Genomic DNA, 25,388 nt, shown 5'->3' on the forward strand with positions numbered 1-25,388 from the left:
CGGGAACTTCCCGGATTAATCTTTTTCCATGAAAACTTTATAGGCTTTGTAAGCCATGTACACATCCACTTTGGAAGACAATTCATAAGGCGCGTGCATGCTCAAAAGAGCCACGCCGCAGTCCAACACTTCCATCCCGTAATTAGCTGCATATTGAGCTACAGTGCCGCCGCCTCCCATGTCAACCTTCCCAAGTTCTTCCATCTGCCAGATTACTCCATTTTCATTGAAAAGCCTTCTAACTTTCCCCACAAACTCTGCATTTGCATCATTGGATCCAGCTTTTCCTCTCACCCCAGTGTATTTTGTTATGCATACACCCTTACCAAAATAAGCTGTGTTTTGTTTTTCACTCACTTCAGCATACGTCGGGTCAAAAGCAGCATTTACATCTGCAGAGAGCATTTCAGAGTTTGCCATAAGTCTCCTTAGTTTTATATCAGTACTGCCCTCATATTTTTCAAGGATTTCTGCAATGGCGTTTTCAAAAAACCTTGACTGCAAACCTGTATTTCCCATGCTTCCTACTTCTTCTTTATCTGCAAATATAGCAACAGCAGTCCTTTCAGGAACTCCTATCTCCAGGATAGCTTTCAGGGAAGTGTAAGCAGAGACTCTGTCATCCTGCCCGTAAGCTGCAATCATACTTCTGTCAAAACCTACATCTCTTGGTTTGTAAGCGGGAACTAGTTCTAATTCAGCGCTTAATAAATCTTCTTCTACTATGCCGTACTTCTCATTTAAATATTTGAGTATACTCGGTTTTACACTTACTTCCTCAGACAGCGGTATACTTCCCACTACTGCATTTAAAGCTTCCCCTGTCACCACTTCCGACGCTTTCTTTTCCATTTGGTCTTTCCCTAAATGGGGCAGTAAATCAGTTATGTAAAGTACAGGGTCGTTCTCGTCTTCCCCCACCACTATATTTATCTTTTCTCCGTTTGACTTTACAATTACGCCGTGAAGCGCCAGAGGTATTGTAACCCATTGATATTTCTTAATGCCTCCGTAGTAGTGGGTTTTAAAAAGCGCTAATCCGCCTTCTTCATACAGAGGATTGGGCTTTAAATCTATTCGAGGAGAATCTATGTGGGAGGCTACGGCTTTAATGCCCTTTTGCATGGACTCTTTCCCAATTACAGCTAAGACTACTGATTTCCCTTTGTTGTTGTAGTACACTTTGCTGCCTGGTTTCAAATTTGTAGCTTTTTCAATGTCAATAAAGCCGTGTTCTTCCGCAATTTTAATTATCTTCTCCGCTGTTTCCCTTTCAGTTTTACACTCTGCCATAAATTCTTTATAGCCTTCTGCAAACTCAAATACTTTTTCCCTCTCCTCACTGGAAATTTTAGTCCATGCATCCACATTTTTATACCCCAGTCTCTTTTCAATTTCCTTCAGATCTTTTTCTTCCAATTACATTACCCCCCGCTGCTTTTAATATTGAAACATCCATCTATAATATTATTCCCTTTTTGAATAAAAGTCAAATTTAGCCTTGTAAAGGATTAACTCTGTAAAATCGTCTGATTTTTGAGCATATAAATTGCAGCCTGCGTTCTGTCCTTGACACCCAGTTTGCGGAAAATATTGTAGACGTGATTTTTCACAGTTTTTTCGCTTAAAAATAGTTTCTGTGCGATCTCTTTATTGCTGTATCCTTGAGAGAGCAACTTGAGTATTTCTATCTCGCGGGGAGTAAGTTCTTTTCTTAATAATTCCTCATTCGAATCCTCTATCTCTTGCATGAGAGAAGGATGAATGTACACTCCACCATTGTAAATTGTGCGGACAGCCTTTATAAGGTCATCATACTCAGCATCCTTTAATATGTAACCTTCCACTCCTAACTTCAAAGCCTCAACCAAGTATTCTTTGTCATTGTAAATAGTCAAAAACAGTATTTTGCTGGGATGTTTTTCTGCCTTCAATTTTTTCGCTGCTGTTATGCCATTCATTACAGGCATATTTATGTCCATCAAAATTATGTCAGGAGAAAGTTCTTTAGCAAGCCTGTAAGCTTCCTCACCATTTGAAGCTTGGGATATCACTCTTATATCCTTCTCAAGTTCTATCAGCTGGACAAGTCCTTTTCTTATGAGAGCGTGGTCATCAGCCACTAGCAACCGAATCATCCTCAACACCCCTTACAGGAATGGAAATGTAAATTTGAGTCCCTTTGCCTTTGAAACTGCTTATCTCAAACTTTCCATTCAAAATTTCCACCCTCTCCCTCATCCCCATAAGGCCATATCCCTGTCCTATCTTTTCTTTATCAAATCCTATCCCATCGTCTTTTATGATTATGCTTACAAATTTCATCCCAAACTCAAACTTAATTGAAGCAGTCTTTGCCCTGGAATGCTTTTTTATATTTGTGAGGGCCTCCTGCACCACGCGAAAACATGTGACCTCAATCTCTGGACTCAACCTCTGGTAATCTGAAAGCACAGTAAAATCAACATGTATCCCGGTCTCTTCTTCAAAATTCTTTATGTACCTGGACAAAGCGGGTACAAGGCCTAAATCGTCCAATGCAGAAGGTCTCAAATCGTAGATTATCTTTCTGACTTCCTTCAAAGACTGCTGGACAATTTCTTTTAAATTTTTGAGTTCTAACCTTGCCTGCTCCACATCCTTTGTGATTAACTTTTCACATAATTCTGACTTTAAAAGAACATTTGCCATTGCTTGAGCCGGTCCATCGTGAATCTCTCTTGCAATTCTTTTCCTTTCTTCCTCTTGGGCCTCAATGATCTTCACGCTCAAAGCCTGCTTGTCCTTGAGTTGCTCCAGCTGTAGGTTCATCGCCTTCAAATCTCCATTCAAATAATTTAAAGCTATGTTTATCTGGGAAGATAACTTTTCAGCCTTTTCTATAATGGCTTTCGTATCAAGAAGCTTCCTCTCTAGTTCATTTCTCCTCTCTATAAGCTCCTTTTCTTCTCTCCTTTTTAGAGCCAACTCTATCTGCGCCTCTTTTGCCTCCTCATAAGCTTCTTTTATTGCCTGCTCAGAGAGGTGACCAAACTGTTTGCTCACCAAAGCCAATTTCAGTCGACATTTTTTTTCTTTTTTCTCACACATTTCCACTTCTTTTATGACGTTTATCACCTGAACTTTAAGTTCTTCCAACTGTGCTTCCAGCTTTCTAGCTTCATCTTTTGCTTTTTCAAGGATCTCAAAAATCTGTTGCTTGCTGCTTTCAATGACTTCAATAGTTTTTTCTACAATGTTTTCTAATCTTTTTTTATACAGGACTTCACTACTTTGAGTCATTCATCTCACCTCCTGAGCCCATTGTTTTAATAATTCGACAAAAAAGTAAAAAATCCTGCATTTTGAAGAAAAAAATGCTAAACTTGAAGAAGGCAAAAAAAATACCCTAAACGGGTATTACAGTTCGTTGACAAAGTTTTTATCTTCCACAATCTAAAATATCCCTTGAGGATATCAGATACCCATCAAATAAAAAAATGGTGGAGACGAGGAGATTCGAACTCCCGACCCCCTGCTTGCAAGGCAGGTGCTCTCCCAACTGAGCTACGTCCCCACTTCACACGTTTTTTATTATATCAGCTTCTCGACAAAATTTCAATAGTCATTTCTTGATTTCCACTTTCGAATCAGAAGGCTGGGGAACTGGAACAGTAAATTTATCCCCGTTGACATCAACATAGCTTGCCGGCACATCTCCAACTATTATGCTTTCAGCAATAGGCATGTGCAAGGTAACCTGCACTTCGTCTGATGTCAAGGGGGCAATTATCCTTATAGTGGTGCGTATGTCCAAATAAATCCTGTGCCTTGTTTGATTTATTCCTGCCGGCTCAAATTGAGAGCTAAAGTCCACATCAACTGCCCCGACAGGCAAAAGGCCAACTTTTATTCTGGGCCCTACATTTGCAAATAAATCACTAGAAAACACGGACCCCAAAGGGATTTTTGCATATAAAGGCCCTATACTATTCAAATTTTCTTTGACTTCTCTCGTGATTTTTGAAGCCAAAAGATTCATCTCAATCGTATTAGCCTGAAGCATCGAAACTTTTCCGTTGTTGTCTGTTCTAACATAAACCAAGTCTTTGTACTCTATCCCTTTGAGCACTCTTTCATTTATAGCATCGTTTATGGTATTCACTGCTGTCTCTTTTGCCAGAGTTTCACTTACAGCAATTATCGCCGGCTTTAATCTGTATTCCGTAAAATAATAGAAAAAAATTAGTGCTACAATGGTGTAAATCAAATATATGTAAAGGCCTTTTACTCTCCTATAACCCCACTTTTTCCTCCTCAACAAAAACACCTCCCCTACAATTTTATGTAGGGGAAGCTGTTTTACTCACTCTTTTTTGTTTTTTCGCAAAATTCCACTTCCGTCATCACTCTTATTCCATTTTGTTTTAAAATCCTTGTAGTTATCCCGTCGCCTTCAATCAATCTACCGGAAAAGGTCCCGTCGTATATCTGCCCACATCCACAAGAAGGGCTTTTGGCTTTAAAAATTGCCTCTTTTATACCGTAAAGCTCAGCTATTTTTAAAGTCTCATACGCTCCTCTGTAAAAATTCTCAGTGACTTCCTCTCCCTTAACATTAAAAACTCTATCTCCCCTTATCTCAGAAGGAAGTCTAGGAGTTGGAAGCCCCCCTAACTGCTCAGGGCAAACCAAAATAGCTTTGCCTTCCCTTACTAAATTTTTTATCTCTTCTCTTTCATTGTTGCCGCCGTCATATTTGCAGTTTATCCCTGCCAAACAGGCACTCACAAGGTACATAAGTCCCCTCCTATCTGCTGTGCAATTCAACAATGGTGACACCATCACCGCCCTCACCATATCTGCCTAGCCTAAAGGATTTTACATACTTACTATTTCTTAAAAATTTGGCAATTCCCGTCCTCAAAACTCCTGTACCCCTTCCGTGTATTATAGTCACTTGATTAAGCCCTGCCAGATACGCATCGTCAATGTATTTTTCCACTTCCAAAAGAGCATCGTCCAAAGTCATACCTCTGACATCAAGAGAGGGGCTTATCGACTTTGCCTTTTCATTGATAAACCTGCTGTAACCCTTTTTCACTTCTTCCTGTTCCTGCTCTTCTTTGACTCTCAAATTGCTTATGTGAACTGTCATCTTCAAAATTCCCGCCTGCACTTCAACATTTCCTGATGCATCCGGTGGAGAGAGAACAATTCCATTTTGGTCTAATGGGACAATATAAACAGTCTGTCCAGCTTTTAAAGAATCAGGGATTTTGCCATAAGAAAATTCCTTAGGTTTTAAAACCTCTTCTTCCAACTCTTCTAGATTTTTCTTGATCTTCTCCCTTATTTCCTGTATCGCCCTGTCTTTGTTTTTCTCTTTTTCTTCTGCCTCTTTTATCCTCTTTATTACTTCCTCTGCAGTCTGCTTTGCTTCTTTAATTATCTCCCTAGCTTTTTCTTTAGCCTCTTTCAATATTTTATCTTTTTGAGATTCGAGCTTTCTCTTCTCCTTTTCTAATTCCTCTTTTAAGACTTCCACTTCTTTTTTTAGCCTTTCTACTTCCTGATAAGCATTTTCTAGATCTTTTCTTTTTTCTTCTACGTCTTTAATGACATCCTCAAACCTTATGGCCTCACCAGACATGTAGCTCTTGGCATTTTCAATTATTTCCTCTGAAAGCCCAAGCCTTCTTGAAATCTCAAAAGCATTGCTCCTTCCAGGAATACCTATGATAAGCCTGTAAGTAGGCCGTAAGGTCTCCACATCAAACTCGACACTGGCATTTTCCACGCCCTTGGTCTTCAAGGCGTACTGCTTGAGCTCACTGTAATGGGTGGTGGCTATTGTCCTGCATCCTGTCCTGTGGAGAAAGTCCAAGATGCTCATAGCAAGTGCAGAACCTTCAAGAGGGTCAGTCCCTGCCCCCAACTCATCCAAAAGCACCAAAGAATTCTTATTGACCTTTTTAAGAATACTCACTATATTTGTCATGTGAGAAGAAAAGGTGCTCAAACTTTGCTCAATGCTCTGCTCATCGCCTATGTCCACAAAGACATCTTCGAATATGGAAATCTGGGATTTCTCTTCTGCAGGAATGTTTATTCCTGCCATCGCCATCAAAGTCAAAAGCCCTACTGTCTTTAAAGTGACAGTTTTACCTCCTGTGTTAGGACCTGTAATTACCAAGGTAGTAAACTCTCTTCCTATGTGTATGTCTATTGGAACGACTTTCTCAGGGTCTATCAAAGGATGGCGCGCTTTTTTGAGATTTACATACCCTGAAGTATTTAGCTCAGGCCTTGAAGCTTTTATCTTTATTGAATAACGGGCTTTTGCAAATAGGAAATCCAGTTCAGATACCACTTCAACATCTTTGAAAATAGCTTCAGCATTCTTCTTAACTTCTTGAGAAAGTTCAAAAAGTATCCTTTCTATCTCCTTCTGCTCCTTTAATTCTAACTCCCTCAATTCATTGTTTAAATCTACTACTTGGATAGGCTCGATGAACAAAGTAGCCCCTGTGGAAGACTGGTCGTGTATTATGCCTTTAAACACATTCCTGTATTCCTGTTTTACTGGCACGACATATCTTCCCTGTCTCATTGTTATTATTGGCTCTTGAAGTTCTTTTTGCCTTGTAGAAATTATAGAATTTAAAGTAGACTTTATCTTCTCATTTATTGATGCCTTCTGCCTCCTTATTGCTTTCAAAACCGGAGAGGCTTCATCTGAGATCTCATCTTCAGAAATCACCGTATTCTCAATCTTCTCCTTTAAACTTTTTAGAGGAACAAGCCTTTTATCAAATTCTTTAAGCAATAAAAAGTCTTCCCTGTCATACAGCGATTTAAAGTGGGCCTTGACTTCCTCCACAAGGCTGAGAAAATTTTTAATACCTAAAAGTTCCCTGTTGTAGAGGATGTAATCAATCTGCGCTTTTTTTACATGCTCTCTTATGTCTTGAAAAGAAAAAGATATATCCCCATAGGAATAGATAAATTTCACTGCCTCATTGAGCAAGTCTAATTCAAATTCTATTGCCTTTAAATCTTTTTTTATCTCTATGTCAAAAACTTTTTCTCTCCCAAGCTCTGAGTCGCATTCATTCGCAATTAGCTTAACTATTTTGTCAAACTCAAGGCTTTTTAAAGTTTTTTCCCTCATTCCCTTCATGACTACAAAACTCCTCTGTAAAAATGTCCTTTGGTATAGTTTCCCTCTGGAACCTCAATTTTTTCTCCTTCTAATGCTTTTATATGCATTTGTAAAATTTTTTCTATTTCCTCATCTTCTTCTATTGTATCATTTATTCTGAGAAAAGAAAGGCCGGATTTTTTCAGCTCTTCCATGTGATTTGCCATAAAGAGCACATCCCCATTTAAAATCTGAATCCTGCAAAAACCATTGCTCTTTATAGGCATCAATTTACCTTTCCTGTCTTTAAGAAAATAGTAACCCTTTTCGCATTTTGCCCTGTCGCAACCCACTAAATTTCTTATAGGGCAGTATTCCGTAGTCATAAGAGGAAGGTGACCATATATCACTGCCTCAAACTTTATATCGCTTCTTTTTGCAATGTCTTTCATCTGCTCAAGCGTAAGTTCATAAGAAAGGGTCACAGCGTAAGCATTAAAATACTCTACAGCAAGGCTGTTGAAAACATTGAGAGGATAATCAATAAACAGTCTAAAGTCACTATTTTTTAAAATATGATAAAGCCCCAAATTGGAAACAAGGATATTCCGTATATCCAATTCTCTTAAAAGCCGCAATTGCCTTTCAATATCTTTCATCTCTTCTCTTAAAATTGAAGGAAAAGCAGCAACAAGTACAGTATCTTTTCCCTCCAGCAATTTAACTGCTTGTTTTAAGATACTTTCATTGAGTTTGTAATCAAAATAAACATACTGTATCCCCAGAGATGCTGCGATTTCTAGATGATTTAATTTATCAGTGTAGAAGGTCAAAACTGGACTTTCACTCTTTTCTCTTCCCTTTGGAAGCTTAACTTTTTTCTGTAGCTTTTCCCTTTGATAGAAAGCCAATTTTTTTAACTTTAATTCATATATTGCCTTCCTTCTTGTCTCCTTAATGTCCTTTACAGGCATGAAAAGCCCTTTATCTAAACTTACAACTACTTTCTCAGGATAAAAAGGCGTATCGCCAATCTGAGACAACTTGTCCTTTAGAAAATCCTCTTCTATAGAAACCTTTTTAGCTACCTGCGGAATACTTCCACTGTTCGCTTCCCCAAAGAAAATTCCATCTTCTACTCTAACTACAAAAGGCATCTCTTTTTTCAATTCTGCATAAATTTTCACAGGAACCTTTTTCTCTGGCAAATTTTTTAAACTTTCATTTAAAAGGTAATCGTAAGTTTTATTCAAAATATCTTTTTCTTTGGGGTAAAAATCCAAATAAAGGGTCACTATCTCCCCTTTAAAAGCCACATCTACTTTCTGCCCATTTTTTATGATTTCCTGTATCCTGTGCCCTTTTTCTCCCTTTGAATCAGAAATCCCATCTCCCTTTCTTATGTCTTGAAGAAGCCTTACTTTTACTTCTCTCCCTTTGGTTTTTACTACCTCCGCAACAGGTACCCCTATATTCTTAGGAGTAACATAGCTCATCTTGGAAGGCTTTCTCTCAAACAAATACCCCGTAGAAAAACCTCTATTGAAGACTTTAGCCATTTCTTCCATGGCTTTAGTACTATCAAAAGCTCTCTCTTCGTAATAACTGTCTATGGCATCTCTGTAAGCTTTCACAACAGAAGCGACGTATTCCGGACTTTTCATCCTTCCCTCAATCTTAAAAGAAGAAACGCCTGCTTCAATAAGGAGAGGTATATGTTCAATTGTGCACAAATCCGCCATACTCAGAAGGTGCAAATTTTCTTTTAAAATATTCCCTTCCTTGTTGACTAAAGAATACTTCAAACGGCAGGGTTGAGCACATCTCCCTCTGTTGCCGCTTCTTCCTCCTATGAGGCTGCTCATAAAGCACTGACCTGAATAGCTCACGCACATAGCCCCGTGAACAAAAACCTCTACATCTATAGGGGAATTGGAAGCAATATCTTTTATTTCTTTAAGAGTCAATTCCCTTGATAAAATAACCCTGGACACACCTTTTTCAGCTAATTCCCGCACGCCTTCCAGGTTATGTACTGTCATCTGCGTACTGGCGTGCACTTCAAAATCCGGATAATTTTCTCTTAAAAATTTCAGCACTCCTAAATCTTGCACTATAACAGCGTCTACCCCAATTGAGTATAAAAAGTCAATGTACTCTACAAGTTTATCCATTTCTTCGTTTAATATCAAAGTGTTGACAGTCACATAAACCTTAACATCCCTCAAATGACAAAACTCTAAAGCTTTCTCAAGGTCCTCATAATCAAAATTAGGGGCATAAGCTCTTGCCCCAAAATTCTTGCCTCCCAAATAAACGGCATCACAGCCTGCATTTACAGCATTTAAAAGCGCATTATAATCCCCTGCCGGTGCCAATAGTTCAACCCTTTTCATCCAACCACCTTTACTTTTCTTGGTCAAATGTTTCTAAAAACTGCCTGAACTCTTCTTCTGTCTCCAAAAGTTTATTTACAGTATTTTCTAGCTCTTGTTCCAGCTCTTTTATCCGCCTATTTTTTTCTTCTAATTCTGTCTTCAACGAAAGCAGCTCTTTTTTTATTGCATTGTTTTCCTCCTTAGACATGAAAAGCTCATCGGCAATGTTCAAAGAAGCAAGCAAGAACAGCTGAACCTGTGAAAGATTTTTATGGCTCTGCATCAATTCCTTAATTACATTGTCTACATAATTTGCAAGTTTTATTACATGCTCTTCGGGATAATCGGACTTTAAAATATACTCATTGCCATTAATCGTTACACTAACCCTGTTTAACTCCACAGAAACATCCCCTTAATCCTTTGTTATTCTATTTATTTCTACATAAAAAGCAATTTTCCTTCTTTTTTACCTCAATTTAGCCCCCAATTTTTCCTCTAAAGCCTTAACTATCCTAGCATGGACTTCATTGACTTCTTCATCGGTCAAGGTTTTCTCATAAGACCTGTACCAGATGGAAAAGGCGACGCTCTTCTTTCCTTCAGGGATGTTGGGTCCTTTGTAAACATCAAACAGGGCAGTTTTTTCTACAAACCCTCTGCCGGTCTCTTTTATTACTTTTTCAACTTCAGCCACAAACAAATCCTTATCTACGACCACTGCGATATCCCTTTCAACTGCAGGGTATTTGGGAAGCGGGGTGTACTTTTTATCTACATTAGCAAATTTTATGATTTTATCCAAATTCAACTCCCCCGCATACACTCTCACGGGCAAGTCATAATTTTCCAAAACATCCGGATGAACTTCTCCAAAGACACCCAATACTTCTTCTTTAAAGAGTATTTTTGCTGACCTTCCAGGATGATAAGAAGGTTCCTCTGCCCTCACATATTCTACATCAACAATCCCCATCACTTCAAGCAGTTCTTCAATTACTCCTTTTATGGTGTAAAAGTCCACTTCCTTGCCGTACATTCCCAGAGAAATAGTCTTTACCTCTTCAGGCAGTTCCTTCAAAGGCAGTTCTTTTGGTAAAAATACCCTTGAGATTTCAAAAGCCCTAAATTCCCCCACTTTTCTGCTGTAATTGGTATAAGCCACATTTAGCATAAAAGGCAAAAGTGTAGTCCTCATAAGGCTTTGCTCTTCGCCAAGGGGATTTATTATCTTGACAGCTTTCCTCAAAACACTGTCTTTAGGAACATTTATTCTGTCTAAATCCCTCTCTCCCATAAATGACATTGTGACAATCTCATTTAGTCCACAAGCCAGCAGTACTTCTCTCGCCTTTTCTTCCAGCTGCTGCTCTTTTGTAAGAGAACCTAAAGTGGTCTGAGCATTTTTCATAAGACTATCTTCAATATTGTTGTAACCATAAAGCCTAGCTATTTCTTCTGCAATATCTGCCTCCATAGTCACATCTTTTCTGAAGTGAGGAACTTTTATTTCAAGCTCTTCTCCTTTTTCAACTACTTCAAATTCTAAAGACCTTAAGATCTCAATCATTTCAGAGGTAGCTAAATTTGTGCCCAAAAATTTATTTATCCTATCAGGCCTTACAGTCAATACTGTTCTTTCCATTGGCTTCGGATATTCATCCACAATTCCTTTTAATACCTCTCCACCGCAGTACTTTTCCATGAGCTGGGCTGCTCTCTCACAGGCAAGAACTGTAATTTCTGGGTCTAGCCCTTTTTCAAACCTCGCTGAAGCCTCGCTTCTAAGACCCAGCTTTTTGGAGGTATGCCTTATATTGCTGCCTTTGAAATTGGCACTCTCTATGAGTATATTCACTGTGGAATCCGTTATTTCTGTGTTCTCTCCTCCCATTACTCCTGCAAGGCCTATTGCCTTTTCTTCGTCCGCTATCACAAGCATTGAACTATCTAAAATCCTCTCTTTCCCGTCTAGAGTAACCAATTTTTCTCCGTCTCTTGCCCTTCTCACAATTATGTGTTTATTCTTTACTTTGTCCAAATCAAAAGCGTGCAGAGGCTGTCCCAGCTCCAGCATCACATAGTTAGTCACATCTACTACGTTGTTTATAGGCCTTATACCTGCCTTCAACAGCCTTACCTGCATCCAGATGGGGGAAGGACCTATTTTGACATTTTTCACGACCCTCGCAACGTACCTGTAGCAAAGGTCCGGCGCCTCTATAGTCACTCTGGCAGGATTGGGCTCCTCCACTTCTGTAACTCTGATTTCTGGCATTCTGAAAGATTTTCTGAAAGTTGCCGCAGTCTCTCTCGCAATTCCAACTACAGATAGACAGTCGGGGCGATTTGGCGTTATCTCAAATTCTAAAACATCATCTTTAAGCTGCAATGCCTCATTTATGTCCATCCCAAGAGGAAGTGGAGGCAGGATGAATATCCCGTTTCTCTGATACTCAGGCAGCAGGCTCTCATCAAGCCCCAGCTCTTCCGCAGAACACATCATGCCCTCAGACTCTACTCCTCTTAATTTGCTTCTTTTTATCTTCACTCCACCCGGAAGAGTAGCACCGTGCAATGCTACCGGTATATAGGCCCCTACCTTTATATTTTCTGCCCCTGTGACAATCTGCAATTTTTCACTTCCAATGTCCACAATCCCAACCCACAATTTATCTGCATTAGGATGTTTTTCCAAAGATACAATCTGCCCTACAACTACATTGGAAATTTCTTCCCCGTAACTTTTTATGCCTTCCACTTTCGAACCAGACATGGTCAACCCTTCGGCTATTGTCTTAGCGTCTTCATCTATATCTACAAATTCTTTCAACCAAGAAAGAGACACTAACATAAGCTCACCCCTTAAAATTGTTCTATAAATCTCATGTCGTTTTCAAATAACAATCTCAAATCTTCTATCCCATATTTTAACATCGCTATCCTGTCTATTCCCAACCCAAAGGCAAAACCGGTATACTTCTCAGGGTCAATTCCTGACATCCTCAAGACATTAGGATGGACCATGCCTGCACCTAAAATCTCAATCCAGCCGGTGTAGCCGCACACACGGCATCCCTTACCGCCACAAGCAAAACAGCTTACATCCATTTCTGCACTGGGCTCTGTGAAGGGGAAAAAGTGGGGCCTAAATTTTGTCTTTGTCTGTTCCCCGAAAAACTTTTTAGCAAATACGTTTAAAACCCCTTTCAAATCCCCCATTGTGATGCCCTCATCTACCACTAAACCCTCCATCTGATGGAATACAGGAGAATGCGTAGCATCTATGTCATCAGACCTGTAGACTCTGCCGGGCGAAATAACTCTTATAGGTGGTTTGGTCTTTTCCATAGTCCTCACTTGAACTGGAGAAGTTTGCGTCCTCAAAAGTATATCAGAAGTTATGTAAAAAGTATCCTGCAAGTCGCGAGCAGGATGGTCTTCCGGAGTGTTCAAAGCTTCAAAATTGTAGTAAGCAAGCTCTACTTCTGGCCCTTCTGCAATAGAAAAACCTAGGCCCAGAAAAATTCTTTTAATTTCATCCATCACAAGAGTAATAGGATGCTTATGCCCGTATTTGTAAGGCTTGCCTGGCATGGTAATATCTATGTACTCTTCTTTTATCTTTCTTTCCTTTTCTTCTTTGGCAATTTTTTCTCTTCTCTCCAAAATCATATTCTCTATTTTTTCTCTCACATCATTGGCTAACTGCCCTATCACTGGCCTTTCTTCAGGGCTTAAACTTCCCATCCCTCTCAAAATTTGCGTAAGCTCGCCCTTTTTCCCCAAATATTTAACCCTTAAACTTTCAATTTCTTGAAGGCTTTTTGCCTTAAGAATCTCTTCTTCTGCTCTTTTAGAAAGCTCTTTTAGTAACTCCTCCATCCCTTTTTCAACCCCTTTTCTTGTGATTATAAAATAAAAAATCCTCCGTCATAGGACGAAGAATTCCGCGGTACCACCTATCTTAGCACCCCATTTGAGGTGCTCCCTCATTTTAGGTAACGGTCGCCCGGCAATGCCTACTATTGGTTCAGCACGCTGCTCCAGAGGGAACTTCCATTATCTACCTGCCAATGGCGCTCTCAGTCTACGGCGCCATCTCCCTGTGGCCTTCGATAATGTACTTTACTCCTTCATCGCATTTGGCTGTATTTTTTTAAGATTATACCATTTTGCTTATTTTTTATCAACCTCTGCCTTTGTGATTCGTACAAAAATATTGCTGCCGCAATGGAAACATTCAGTGATTCTGCTCTCCCTGTCATAGGAATTTTTATAAAGCCGTCTACAAAATCTAAAGAGCTCACTCCCCTCGCTTCATTTCCCAGAATAAAAGCTGTACCTTTGTCTATCTCAACTTCATGCACAAATTTTTCCCCTTTTAGGTGCGTGGCAAAAACTTTGACACCTTTTCCTTTAAGTTTGTAAAGCACTTCATTTGCTGTAGCGATGACAGGAATGTGAAAGATTGACCCCATTGAGGCTCTGAGAACTTTTGGGTTATATATATCGACAGAGTTATTTATTGTAAAAACAGCATCAGCCCCAAAAGCATCAGCCGTTCTTATGATTGTCCCAAGATTTCCCGGGTCCTGTACATTATCTGCTATAACGTACACGCCCTCTTCTTTTATAAAATCTTCTTCGCGGTACACTGGCATCCTCACAATCGCCATTATTTTTTGAGGAGTCACCGTATCACTGATTTTTTTAAACAGCTTATTTGCAATGCGTATTAGCTTAAAATCTCCTTTAAACTCAAATTCCACATCTTCCCCTACTACCACATACTCCACTTTAAAGTCACTATCCAAGGCTTCTTTTACGCTGTTTAATCCTTCTACAAAAAAGAGCTTTTCTTCATATCGCCCTTTTTTATCTTTTAGCTTTTTAATCTTCTTTATAAAGCTATTGTCCTCACTCGTTATGAGCATATTGCACCACTCTTTTTTATTAAAGCAAAAGGCCATCTAAAACTGGCCTTATGCGTTTAATTGCTGTTTAGCTATGTTCACTAACTCTGCAAAAGCCTTTTCATCGTGTATTGCCATTTCTGAAAGCATCTTTCTGTTGATCTCTATCCCTGCTTTCTTGAGACCGTTTATAAACCTGCTGTAAGAAATACCATAAGCTCTTGCAGCTGCATTAATCCTGGTAATCCAAAGCCTTCTGAAATCTCTCTTCCTTAACTTTCTTCCAATATAAGCGTACATCAAAGACTTCATTACAGCCTGATTAGCAACTCTGAAGAGCTTGCTTTTCGCTCCCCAGTAACCTTTTGCAAGCTTTAGTATCTTTTTATGCCTTCTTCTCGTAACTTTTCCGGATTTTACCCTAGCCATTTTTACAACCTCCTATTTTTATGAATATGGTAAAAGACGCTTTATAGTCTTGGCACTTGCTCCCTCTAAATAAGTAGCTTTTCTTAATCTTCTCTTCCTCTTTGAACTTTTGTGAGTCAAAAGGTGACTCTTATAAGCTTTCATCCTCTTTACTTTTCCGGATTTTAACACCTTAAATCTCTTTGCTGCTCCCCTATGAGTTTTCATCTTTATTTTTGCCATAATTATCCTCCTCTTCTACTGTTTTTTAGGTGCTATTACCATCATCATGTTGCGACCATCCATGCTCGGCGCCTTTTCTACATTGCCGTACTCCCTCAGTTCCTCAGCAAAGCGCTTCAAAAGGTCTTCTGCCAGGGAGGTGTGAGCCGCCTCTCTCCCCCTAAACCTTATAGTCACCTTCACCTTGTCCCCATCCTTTAAAAACTTAATCGCACTTTTCAATTTGACTCCAAAGTCATGGTCTTCAATATTAGGGGACATCCTTATCTCCTTCACATTTATTATCTTTTGTTTTTTCTTAGCTTCTTTTTCCCTCTTGCTAAGCTCATACCTGTACTTGCCAAAATCCATCAATTTACAAACAGGGGGATTGGCATTGGGAACGATCTTCACAAGGTCCAAATGCCTCTCCTGTGCAATCTTATAAGCTTCCTTGGCAGACATTATCCCTATCTGCTTGCCATCCTGGTCAATAAGCCTTACCTCTTTGTCCCTAATTTGCTCATTTACCTGAAAATCCCGATGGTTAATAAATACACACCTCCTAAAAATTATCAAAAAATAAAAGCGGATAATCCACCCGCTTCTTCGCCCATATTACTTTTGACTTTCAAGAAGAAACCTTTCTGCCCTATGGCGAAAGGTGAGAAGCGGGCGCTTCTACTTATTCGCTTTTTTAGTTTATCATTATTTTATTTTTTTGTCAATTATTTTTTCGCCTTATCCATTTTTCTTCTGGGGTTTTCCCATGATCCTCCCTAATATTGCAAACATCAATACAATAGCTGCAATTCCTACAACTGCTAAAAAAATATAACCTAAAGCTTGTTGGAAGAAATTGGCATCAAATCCTGGTATACTGTAATCGGGTAATATTGCTTTTATAACTTCCGAAAATCGATTCATTCCCTCGGGTACATATCCTATCATGCTCTTTATTTCATCTAAGCCCCATTCTCCCCAGGCCGAACCAGGAGCTAAAAGCCCGAGAGGAGTGAGGAGTATTATAACTATAGCTGCAATGTAGAATTTTTTCATCTATTATCACCTCTAAGCCTATATGAGAATTTATGTAATATATTTTCTTCGTCTACTTTTTGTAAATAATATACTACAAGGCCTGTTATAACAGCTTCTACAATACCAGCTACAGTAAGATGAGCAAACATCATTGCAGGTATTGCTACGTTTAATCCATAAGGGAAATATAGAGGTGTTCCATTTGCTGTATGAAAAAGCAATGGCTGAAGTCCAAGTTCTATTGCTGTAGCAAGAGCTGCAGCATTTATTCCTACATATCCCCCTATAGCAGATGATAAAACCTTATTTAGTTTGAGAGATAACATGAGCCTGTAAATTCCATATCCCACAAAAGGAGCTATAAATGCCATATTAAAGCTGTTTGCTCCAAGAGCTAAAATTCCTCCATCGCCAAAAAGCAATGCTTGAATAAATAAGGCTAGCGTAAGAGATATACTTGCCGCCCAAGGCCCTAAAGTTGTTGCAAGCAGTGTGGCGCCAATTGCGTGGGCAGTTGTACCCCCTGGTATTGGCACGTTAAACATCATTATGGTAAAAGCAAAAGCTGACCCTATCGCCATAGCAGGAACGTCCTTTTTGTCAAAACTTTTGTTGACTTTTTTTGCTGCAACTGTCAACACTGGTACCATAGCAGCACCCATAACGGCGCAGGTTTGAGGACTTAAATATCCTTCTGGTATGTGCATAAAAATTCCCCCTTTATAAATTTTTACTCTTAGATTTTACAAAACCTAAAAACCTATTATCTTGCAGTCTCACTCGGCTACGCATCACCCCCCTAATCATCCAGGTGTGGAAAGTCAAGGTTTCCTGTTTGTAATTTTTGATACACAATCTGAACAGCTCGACATACTTCAGAAGATATCGGCATGCCAAAACCTACTGCTGCAGGCTGAATACCAATAAAATAAACTTCTGGCACTACTTCTCTCAAAGCGGAAATAAAAAAGGTCAAAGGTAAATTATGCGTGGACAGGATGAACTTGCAAACAATGTGGCTTTCTGAAATTAGTCGTATACTACCAGCTTTTAAATTCATTTCACATGCGTCGACTACTACTACCACATCTGGTTTAAGATACCGTATTTTATGCAAGTAATTCTCAGGCACCGACCCACCATCAATGACCTGCCATCCAGGTATAGGGTTTTGTTCTAAAAGCCGGGCCAATAATGGGCCAGCTCCATCATCCCCCATCATCTCATTGCCTACAGTAATCACTATTCTCTTCACTCAGTCTCACCACCACATATATAGCTGGTTCTTTTTGTATAGAATGGAGAAGCTTAAGCAAACAGTTAGCCCATTCTTTTTCTTCTGGTAAAAAACTAGGAAAAGCTTGGGATAACGTTGACACTAACAAAGCAACATGTTCTCTATTTATCTCGATTTCTCCCCATTTTGTCAAGCCTTCCAATTTTCTTCTGACCTTTCCTGGGGGGAATTTACTGATCCATTCTAAATAGTCTTTCTCTTCCATAGTCATAACAGGCGACAAACAATCAACTATCCCTATATGGTGACCAATAGCTAAAGCATAGTATTTTAGCTGTTCGACTTCGGCAGGGGCATCTTTTTCGTCCACAAACCTTTTGGAGAGTTTAAAGAATTTTACTTTACCCGGCATCATGACCTACCCTTTCCATGTAAATTTTGTGCAAACTTAAAAAAATTTCAGCCAATCGTGGATCTTTTTGTTGTTTTACCAACTCTTTAATTTTGCGATCTACTGACAGCGGGTCTCCTTGTTTCACAAATTCCAGATATTGTGCAGCTATCCGCCTACCATGCAAGTAACCGCTCAGGCGTCGGGCTTCCCTTTCAATATCCTTAGCTAGGTCAGGGCAAACCCCCTCATATTTTGCAGGAACAGGGGTAACCTCTGTTTCTACAAACTGCTCTCCTTTAATTTTCTGATGTAGCAAATCCAAAGCCACAGCTAAGCCGTACAAAGTAGCAGCCGGAGTTGGAGGACAGCCGGGGATATATACATCTACGGGAAAGAATTTGTCAATTCCTCCCCATACACAATAGCAGTCGTGAAAAATACCGCCACTGCAGCCACAAGCGCCGTAAGCCACTACGATTTTAGGGTCAGGTGCTGCTTTATACGCCCGTATAGCAGGAAGCCGCATAGCCCTTGTCATAGGTCCGGTAAAGAGAAGAATATCAGCATGCCGCGGCGAGGACACTATTTTGATGCCAAACCTTTCTGGGTCATAAACAGGTGAGATAGCAGCGAAAATTTCAATCTCGCATCCATTACATCCGCCACAGTCTACCCTGTAGAGGTAGGCAGAACGTTTAATGACATTTTTCAACTTTGCTTTAAGTTCTTGTAACTTAGCTTCTGGTTCCATTTTTCCTCCCTCCTCCCATTTAAATCAACATGCCAATTATCTAGTGCTGCTATCCTTGCTACTTTATGACGCCTACATTTTGGACATACTTTAAGAAGTTGAACCCAACTTTCCAAGCTCTTCTTTGTCAAACCTGTTTGTTCTAATATTTCTCGTACGTATTCTATTTCACGAAATGTTTCAAAGTATTCCCCACAAAAGATACATCTACAAAGCTGAAACTCAGCTCGACAGTACATATCCTCTTTTTTAATAACAGCCAGTTCAAATTCTGTTGAAAGTACAATAGCTCCTGTAGGACACACCTCTTCACAACGACCGCAAAAAATGCAGCGGCCGTAATTTATATTCCAGGACTTAATCCCTCTATCTAGATCACAATCCATGGTAATAGCATTTGAAGGACAAGCAGTAGCACAAGCCCCACAACCTATACACCGGCTGAAGTCATACGCCGGCTTCCCGCGAAAACCTTGAGCTACTTCTACCGGCTTAAAAGGATACTCAACTGTTGCTTCTCCAACCTGCAGCGCCTTTTTAAGCAGTCTTAACATCTTTTCATATCCCCTTCCTTGCTTTTATAGTTATAGTTAAGCTAATTTTTCAGTGGTGAATATTTTCTTTCGCGACAGTATTGTTCCAATTCTTGATATTGGACAGTTTTTGCCCTCTTTTTACGCACATCGACCAATGTAACTCTTTCAGCGCAAGAGTAACAAGGGTCAATACTTGCCACAATCAAAGGTGCATCGGCCACAGTATTACCGTAAAACATATAACGAAGGACTGGCCAATTATTATAAGTAGAGGCCCGTACTCGCCACCGGTACACCTGATGTTGATTAGCTGTCATCACCCAATGGACATTTTCTCCCCTAGGAGCTTCCGTATATCCAAGTGCAAAAGTATAAGGTGTATAGGTAAACCCTTCATGAAGGATAGGACCAGGAGGCAAATCAGACAAACATCTTTCAATTATATCTAAAGACTCAAAAAGCTCTTCCGCTCGTACTAATACTCTAGACAAAACATCACATCCCTCCTTGGAGATAACATTCCAAGATACATGTTTGTAGGCACAATAGGGATGGTCCGCTCGTGTATCTCGTCCATATCCAGAACCTCTCAGATTGGGGCCAACCGATCCAAAGTTTCGAGCTACCTTAGGGTCCAGACGCCCAACTCCCTGTGTTCGCGAAATAAAGTTGGGGGTATTTAGCAACATATCGATAAGTTCTTTAAGTTCAGATCGAATCTCAGAAATTAATCGCAAGGCCTGAACCTTCTCCTCTTTTAAAATATCACGTCGTACACCTCCTATGAGGTTCATTCCATAAGTTTTTCGACCACCTGTAAGAATTTCCGCCATCTGCATAGCCTTTTCTCTTATTCTAAAGAAATGCATAAAGCCCGAATCAAAACCCACTAAGTGAGCCGCTAACCCTATATTCAAAAGGTGGCTGTGTATCCTCTCTACCTCTAATAGAATAGTTCGAATATACTGGGCCCGCAGAGGGACTTCAATTCTGTTGGCTGCTTCTACTGCCATGGCATACGCCACGCTGTGTGCATAACCACAAATTCCACAAATTCGCTCCGCTAAAAAAGTAACCTGGTTATAGTCCATGCGACTTTCAGCAAGTTTTTCAAGGCCTCGATGCACATAGAAAAGGCGGTAGTCGGCATCAACGATATATTCGCCGTCGACATAGAGTCGGAAATGTCCAGGCTCGTCAGAAGTAATGTGAAGCGGTCCCAGTGGTACTTCTACAATACCTTCTCCTTTTACTTCGATAAACTCATAATTTTCTTCTTCCGCTGCCGGCTCAGGGCGTAGACGATAATCCATATCCTTTCGCAAAGGATAAAGGTTATCTGGCCAGTCATCGGGCAACACAAGTCTTCTCGCATCTGGAAGCCCCACCGGCTCCAACCCCAGCATATCCCGCACCTCCCGTTCGTACCATACAGCTGCCGGCACACGAGGCGCTACCGAAGGAAACTCTGGTTTGTCAGCAGGAACCAAAGCCTTAACTGTCAGCCAAAGGTTTTTATCCGGGTCTTTTTCTGCCTCAATGGATAAAACATAGTATACCGCAAAATGTCCGTTTATGCTGCGCTCATCGTTACCGATAACATTTGACAGCCACCCTCCCTGTCCGTAATATGCCTCTTCTACAATTTCTGGGAGTATATTTAGCTTTACTGTCAGAGTCACTTGATCCGGTGTTTGCCACTTCTCTTCAAGGATGCTCGCACCAAACTTTGAGTACAAAGCCCTAACATATTTTTTTCTGTCTTGTTGTGCCTTTATTTCATTCTCCACCCTTTTCAACCTCCTTTTTATTCTGACACATACCCAATTTTTAACTTAACAGCGCCAAAGCAATGTATTGGGATATAAGAGTCATAATTATGAGAAAGGCAAGGACAAACTTGATAGCCAGCGGAGGTTTTCCAGCAGTAGCCACCGTTTCGGAAGGTGTACCAAAGACATTTGTTCCCATCCATTTGAGAAACCATATAAAACTTCCAACAGACTCAATGACAGTTATAATAGTTAAAATAAGAATCAATAAATTGTGCCTGCTAATCTCAAAACCGCTAATTATGATCATAATTTTACTGAAAAAACCATTAAAAGGAGGAACACCAGTTATGGCCATCGAAGCCGCAATATATCCCAGGCCAATGACGGGCATTTTTTTTAAAATTCCTCTGAACATTAGAAGCTTACGGGTACCAGTTGTATAAGACAGTGCCCCTGCCACCAAGAAAAACAGGCTTTTGCCAAAGGCATGGTTAAAGATATGGGCTACCCCTCCTTTAAAAGCCATTTGTGAACCCAAAATGAAGATAGAAATAGCCAGAAAAATATAGGAAAGCTGGGTGATAGTAGAATAAGCAAGCAGTCGCTTCATATCCTGCTGTGGAAAATACATGATAAATCCATATATCATGGTAATCACTGCCATAATAGCCCCAACCTGGCCGATTACTGCTGGAACTTTCCCCGCCGCCAGGACAGTTCTGGCGTAGATATAGACTCCGACTTTGACCATTGAAGCAGCATGCAAATAGGCACTGACGGGAGTAGGTGCCACCATCGCCCGCGGAAGCCAGGGATGAAAAGGAAGTTGTGCAGACTTTCCCCAGCAGGCGATCAGGATTCCTATAAAAGCAATGGTTTTTTCCGCCTCCGTCAATTTGCCAAGAGCGGTTACAGAAAAGCTGCCCGTCTTTACGTAAAGATAAGCAGTAGCCACATAAAGTCCCAGTGCAGCAGAATGAGTAAGTGCAATTGCCCAAAGGGCGGACTTTCGGGATTTTTCATCTCCATAAAATCCAATCAAGCTCCATGAACAAATACCGGTAATTTCAAAGAAAAACAAAAGTCCAAGTAATGTTGTAGAGAAAACCACACCCGCCATAGAACCGATAAAAAGCAGCATGAGAGAATAAAACCTGTTAATCCCCTCGCAAATTGGATGCTCTCTGTTATCGGGGCTCATATATCCCGCTGAATAGGTACATATAAGCCATCCAATTAAAACTACTAAAAAGTTGGTCAAAACGCTTAAAGCATCTACAGTAATCCCATAGCAGGTTACACCATTTATAGCCACCAATTCCCGGCTAAAACTTTCACCGGTTAGTGCAAAAGAAACCAATAAGGCCAAACCACACAGAAAGGCCAGGAAAGAGAACAACTGACCTGCCTTTTTTACCTGTTGTTCTGACAAAAACAGCACAACTAAACTTCCTACCAATGGTAGAAGGATGCTGCCCAGTGCATACCAAACCATTTATATCGTCCCTCCTAAAACAATGGTCACTGCCCTTTGCAATAGTTGACTTAAAGTAGAAGGCAAATGTAACCCCAGCGCTGCCATAAACACAAACAAGATACCGATTGGTAGTAATGTCAACCAATTGACATCGCCCTTAGGTAAATCTTCTGGAGGAGAGCCAATAACCGTCTCGCTTATCAACACAAAAAACGCCACGAAGACAACCACAAGTAAAACAAGGAATAATATCATCGCCCAAAAATGGCCAGCTTCTATGCCAGCTATCACAGTTACGACCTCACTTATGAAAATGTTAAAAGGAGGTGAGCCCACTAACGCAAGAAGCCCCGCTGTCCACAGGAAGGCAGTAACAGGAGCTACCTTGAATATTCCTCTAATTCTTTGTGAATCTCTTGTGCCGTACTTTACAATCACATTTCCAGCAGTACAGAATAAAAGGGATTTAGTGACACTGTGGTTTATGGCGTGAAGAAGAGCACCCAGTACTCCAAAGGTTCCCCCAACACCCAGGCCAGTAGCGATAATGCCTACATGCTCTACACTACTGTAAGCCAATTTCCTTTTGATGTCCTTCTGCACCAGGATAAAAAAAGCCGAAACACCTACAGACACAAGTCCAAAAATTAGAAGCAGTGTCTCTAAAAACTCTTTACCAATAGCCTGCAGAGCAATTGTGTAATACTTTATTATCGCAAACAGCGCACATTTCATGAGTACACCAGATAACAGTGCACTAACAGGGCTTGGAGATTCGCTGTAAGTATCAGGTAGCCATGTATGCATGGGAACTAAACCCACTTTGGTACCAAACCCGATTAAAATGAACACAAAAGCCAGTTTCATCACTTGCTGGTCTAAACGAGGAGCCATTTTTATAAGTTCAGTCCACAACATAGCTTTATGGGCATCCTGCACCATGGCAAAAGCATTAGAGTAGGTTAGAATAGTCCCGTAAAGCGCAAAGGCCAACCCAACGCTGCAGATCAAAACGTACTTCCAGGCAGCTTCCGCCGATGCTTTGTGTTTATAAAACCCAACCAAAAAGGCTGAACCCAGAGTAGTTGCTTCCAGCGCTACCCACATAATGGCGATGTTGTTGGATAAAGCGCAAAGCACCATCGTAAACAAAAGTATATGGTAAAAGCCGTAATAAGAGGAGATTTCCTTCTCATCTATTTCGCCACGGCTAATGTCATATCTCATATGTCCTATAGAGTAAAAACCGTTTAAAAACCCCACAACTCCAATAATAAGGAGCAAAATCGCCACCAGACTATCAGCGTAAAGCATATCACCAAGAGCAAACAGCCTCTCTTCCCTTATTACATACTGCACCATCTGTAAAGAGAGGAAAGCCTCTATACTTATTCCTGCAAAGTGTACAGCCTCTACCACCCGTCGGGACTTTATGCCAAAAGCCAGAAAGGAGGTAGCCAGCGGTACCGCAAGCAACAAGTAAAACAAAATACTTTTTTCCACCTCAATCACCTAACCTTTTAGTAGTGTGAGCTTATCAGTGTCCAGAGTACCAAAATCTTTAAAAAGGCGTCTGGCAATAATTGTCATAATCAATACAGCAAAAACAGCGTCTGTCAGAATGCCAATTTCCACCGTTTCAGGGGCATTGTAAGCCATAATAGCCAGAGTCAAATGGGACCCATTCTCCATAAGACAGTAACCCAATATCTGTTTGAGGGCATTTTTTCTGGCGAGTATGCAGAGCAGGCCCAGCATAAAATGAGCTATGGAAACTGCCAGGGCCACTCTCAATTTTAGTACTGCCTGCATGTGAAAAGGTTCCACCACTGCGAAGGATAAAGCTAAAATGCCCACAGCCAGAATAATAGTTAATTTCCTGTCAATAGCCACTCCCTCTTCCTGTTCTTTTACCCTTTCGATAACCTTGAGGATGAGATATGGCACTAAAAAAGTTTTTGTAATAAGGGCAGTGATTGACCAAATGTACAGAGGTTTTGCCTCCATAAACACAGCAATAGAAAGAAAAATAGTAACCAAAACTAAAGATTGGAATCTGTACATATATGCCGCCATCCGTAACTTCCTTGTTTCCACTACTAACATAGAGGTCAGGATGAGCAGCACAGATAAAACATTAACTATATTAGTACCAGACATTAAGTATCTCCTCCCGAATCTTTTAGACATTAACAAGGAAGAAAACAAAAGACAGCAAAGCGATCCCAAAGGCAGCCCAGGTTACTTCATGGGCCCTGAAAAGCAGTAGTCTGGCCATACTGTTTTCCAGCAAAGCTGCAATCACGTAAAAGATAGCAACTTTCAGCAAAAATACTGCCGTAGACATCAGAATAGAAAAACCATTTACAACTGCCGCATTTCCAAATGGGAAAAAGATGGCCATAAACAAAGCAATCACCACAACCTGCTTCATAGACAAACTCCATTTGAGAAGAGCGAGGGAGCCTCCCGAATATTCCGTAAGCGGTCCTTCCTGGATTTCCTGTTCTGCTTCTGCCAAATCAAAAGGCAATTTACCAGTTTCAATAAAAGCGGCAATAGAAAAAGCTGCCATCGCAAGCCAAACTGTGGGACTATAATATGATATTTCACCCGTTGCCACCTTTTGACTTATTACACCTATATCAGTCGAACCGGCAAGGAGCCCCATCACAAACAAAACCAGTATAATAGTTGGTTCCACCAGCGCTGCCAGTGTCATTTCACGGCTGGCACCTATCCCCGCAAATCCACTACCAGAATCTAGACCTGCAGCAGCGAAAAAAAACCGCCCCAAAGCAAACAAATAAACAATTGCAATTAAATCCCCCACCATCCTTAATGGCGATTGTAAAGTTAAAATTGGGGTCATCATTGCGATGAGCAAAATTGTCGCCATCATTACGTAAGGAGTCAAGCAAAAAATCCAGCTACTCTGTGCCGGCACTACTCGCTGTCTTTTTATTAATTTGAAAATATCGCGGTAATCCTGAAATATACTGGGACCTTTCCTCGAATGAATTTTCGCCCTTAAAACACGGGCAAAGCCCGAAAAAAATGGCGCTACTGCCATTAGCAATAATGCCTGCAACAAGCCCACAAAAAACAATTTGCCATCCAACATCTTTTT

General features: G+C 40.4%; 25 protein-coding genes, 1 tRNA gene and 2 other annotated features. All 26 genes read right to left on the bottom strand.

Annotated features, from left to right (window positions below):
- Positions 1-15 precede the first annotated feature (15 nt).
- Positions 16-1,419: an aminopeptidase gene (locus TTE_RS08035; RefSeq protein ID WP_011025892.1), complete on the bottom strand. Its 1,404-nt coding sequence runs from the start codon at positions 1,417-1,419 to the stop codon at positions 16-18.
- Between the two features lie 92 nt (positions 1,420-1,511).
- Entirely contained in the window at positions 1,512-2,138 is a 627-nt protein-coding gene (locus TTE_RS08040) for a response regulator (RefSeq protein WP_009610608.1), read from the bottom strand.
- Entirely contained in the window at positions 2,116-3,282 is a 1,167-nt protein-coding gene (locus TTE_RS08045) for a sensor histidine kinase (RefSeq protein ID WP_011025893.1), read from the bottom strand. The genes TTE_RS08040 and TTE_RS08045 overlap by 23 nt, the downstream gene beginning before the upstream one ends.
- Before the next feature lie 198 nt (positions 3,283-3,480).
- A tRNA-Ala gene (locus TTE_RS08050) sits at positions 3,481-3,556 on the bottom strand.
- Between the two features lie 48 nt (positions 3,557-3,604).
- On the bottom strand, positions 3,605-4,300 hold the full coding sequence (gene yunB / locus TTE_RS08055) for a sporulation protein YunB (protein WP_031314049.1): 696 nt from the start codon (positions 4,298-4,300) through the stop codon (positions 3,605-3,607).
- A 41-nt stretch (positions 4,301-4,341) separates the two neighbouring features.
- Positions 4,342-4,779, bottom strand: coding sequence for a DUF523 domain-containing protein (locus tag TTE_RS08060; protein WP_011025894.1), 438 nt, complete (start codon positions 4,777-4,779; stop codon positions 4,342-4,344).
- Between the two features lie 10 nt (positions 4,780-4,789).
- Positions 4,790-7,153 (bottom strand): endonuclease MutS2, encoded by a 2,364-nt coding sequence (locus tag TTE_RS08065; RefSeq protein ID WP_041587330.1) that lies wholly within the window; start codon positions 7,151-7,153, stop codon positions 4,790-4,792.
- Between the two features lie 11 nt (positions 7,154-7,164).
- Positions 7,165-9,519, bottom strand: a complete 2,355-nt coding sequence (locus TTE_RS08070; RefSeq protein WP_011025895.1) for a DUF3656 domain-containing U32 family peptidase — start codon at positions 9,517-9,519, stop codon at positions 7,165-7,167.
- A 10-nt stretch (positions 9,520-9,529) separates the two neighbouring features.
- Positions 9,530-9,904: a cell division protein ZapA gene (gene zapA, locus TTE_RS08075; RefSeq protein WP_011025896.1), complete on the bottom strand. Its 375-nt coding sequence runs from the start codon at positions 9,902-9,904 to the stop codon at positions 9,530-9,532.
- 66 nt (positions 9,905-9,970) lie between these two features.
- Complete coding sequence (gene pheT / locus TTE_RS08080) at positions 9,971-12,355, bottom strand: phenylalanine--tRNA ligase subunit beta (protein WP_011025897.1); 2,385 nt, start codon at positions 12,353-12,355, stop codon at positions 9,971-9,973.
- An 11-nt stretch (positions 12,356-12,366) separates the two neighbouring features.
- Positions 12,367-13,386 (bottom strand): phenylalanine--tRNA ligase subunit alpha, encoded by a 1,020-nt coding sequence (gene pheS, locus TTE_RS08085; protein WP_011025898.1) that lies wholly within the window; start codon positions 13,384-13,386, stop codon positions 12,367-12,369.
- A gap of 48 nt (positions 13,387-13,434) precedes the next feature.
- Positions 13,435-13,650, bottom strand: a binding site (T-box leader).
- Complete coding sequence (locus TTE_RS08090; RefSeq protein ID WP_011025899.1) at positions 13,638-14,438, bottom strand: TrmH family RNA methyltransferase; 801 nt, start codon at positions 14,436-14,438, stop codon at positions 13,638-13,640. (Overlaps the previous feature by 13 nt.)
- Before the next feature lie 48 nt (positions 14,439-14,486).
- Positions 14,487-14,846, bottom strand: a complete 360-nt coding sequence (rplT, locus tag TTE_RS08095) for a 50S ribosomal protein L20 (RefSeq protein ID WP_011025900.1) — start codon at positions 14,844-14,846, stop codon at positions 14,487-14,489.
- 18 nt (positions 14,847-14,864) lie between these two features.
- Positions 14,865-15,068, bottom strand: coding sequence for a 50S ribosomal protein L35 (gene rpmI, locus TTE_RS08100; protein ID WP_011025901.1), 204 nt, complete (start codon positions 15,066-15,068; stop codon positions 14,865-14,867).
- Positions 15,069-15,083: 15 nt separating this feature from the next.
- Positions 15,084-15,626 (bottom strand): translation initiation factor IF-3, encoded by a 543-nt coding sequence (gene infC, locus TTE_RS08105; RefSeq protein WP_011025902.1) that lies wholly within the window; start codon positions 15,624-15,626, stop codon positions 15,084-15,086.
- Positions 15,622-15,740: a sequence feature (ribosomal protein L20 leader region), on the bottom strand. Its footprint overlaps the gene before it by 5 nt.
- 48 nt (positions 15,741-15,788) lie before the next feature.
- Positions 15,789-16,106 carry a PDGLE domain-containing protein gene (locus TTE_RS13930; protein ID WP_011025903.1) on the bottom strand — a complete coding sequence of 106 codons (318 nt, stop codon included), beginning with the start codon at positions 16,104-16,106 and terminating at the stop codon, positions 15,789-15,791.
- On the bottom strand, positions 16,103-16,795 hold the full coding sequence (gene cbiM / locus TTE_RS08115; protein ID WP_009610663.1) for a cobalt transporter CbiM: 693 nt from the start codon (positions 16,793-16,795) through the stop codon (positions 16,103-16,105). The genes TTE_RS13930 and cbiM overlap by 4 nt, the downstream gene beginning before the upstream one ends.
- A gap of 92 nt (positions 16,796-16,887) precedes the next feature.
- On the bottom strand, positions 16,888-17,343 hold the full coding sequence (gene hycI / locus TTE_RS08120) for a hydrogenase maturation peptidase HycI (RefSeq protein ID WP_011025904.1): 456 nt from the start codon (positions 17,341-17,343) through the stop codon (positions 16,888-16,890).
- A complete protein-coding gene (locus TTE_RS08125; RefSeq protein ID WP_226990123.1) occupies positions 17,312-17,740 on the bottom strand; it encodes a formate hydrogenlyase maturation HycH family protein in 429 nt (142 codons plus the stop codon). Before TTE_RS08125 ends, hycI begins: the two co-directional genes overlap by 32 nt.
- Positions 17,727-18,470: an NADH-quinone oxidoreductase subunit B family protein gene (locus tag TTE_RS08130; RefSeq protein WP_009610670.1), complete on the bottom strand. Its 744-nt coding sequence runs from the start codon at positions 18,468-18,470 to the stop codon at positions 17,727-17,729. The genes TTE_RS08125 and TTE_RS08130 overlap by 14 nt, the downstream gene beginning before the upstream one ends.
- Positions 18,428-19,024 carry a formate hydrogenlyase complex iron-sulfur subunit gene (locus TTE_RS08135; protein ID WP_009610664.1) on the bottom strand — a complete coding sequence of 199 codons (597 nt, stop codon included), beginning with the start codon at positions 19,022-19,024 and terminating at the stop codon, positions 18,428-18,430. The genes TTE_RS08130 and TTE_RS08135 overlap by 43 nt, the downstream gene beginning before the upstream one ends.
- Before the next feature lie 41 nt (positions 19,025-19,065).
- Positions 19,066-20,796 (bottom strand): NADH-quinone oxidoreductase subunit C, encoded by a 1,731-nt coding sequence (locus TTE_RS08140; RefSeq protein WP_009610669.1) that lies wholly within the window; start codon positions 20,794-20,796, stop codon positions 19,066-19,068.
- A gap of 40 nt (positions 20,797-20,836) precedes the next feature.
- Complete coding sequence (locus TTE_RS08145) at positions 20,837-22,276, bottom strand: hydrogenase 4 subunit D (RefSeq protein WP_011025906.1); 1,440 nt, start codon at positions 22,274-22,276, stop codon at positions 20,837-20,839.
- Complete coding sequence (locus TTE_RS08150; RefSeq protein ID WP_011025907.1) at positions 22,277-23,761, bottom strand: hydrogenase 4 subunit F; 1,485 nt, start codon at positions 23,759-23,761, stop codon at positions 22,277-22,279.
- 9 nt (positions 23,762-23,770) lie between these two features.
- Positions 23,771-24,418, bottom strand: coding sequence for a hydrogenase 4 membrane subunit (hyfE, locus tag TTE_RS08155; RefSeq protein WP_011025908.1), 648 nt, complete (start codon positions 24,416-24,418; stop codon positions 23,771-23,773).
- Positions 24,419-24,440: 22 nt separating this feature from the next.
- A complete protein-coding gene (locus TTE_RS08160) occupies positions 24,441-25,382 on the bottom strand; it encodes a respiratory chain complex I subunit 1 family protein (protein WP_011025909.1) in 942 nt (313 codons plus the stop codon).
- Positions 25,383-25,388 lie beyond the last annotated feature (6 nt).

It is taken from the genome of Caldanaerobacter subterraneus subsp. tengcongensis MB4 (genome assembly GCF_000007085.1).
Classification (GTDB): Bacteria; Bacillota; Thermoanaerobacteria; order Thermoanaerobacterales; family Thermoanaerobacteraceae; genus Thermoanaerobacter; species Thermoanaerobacter subterraneus.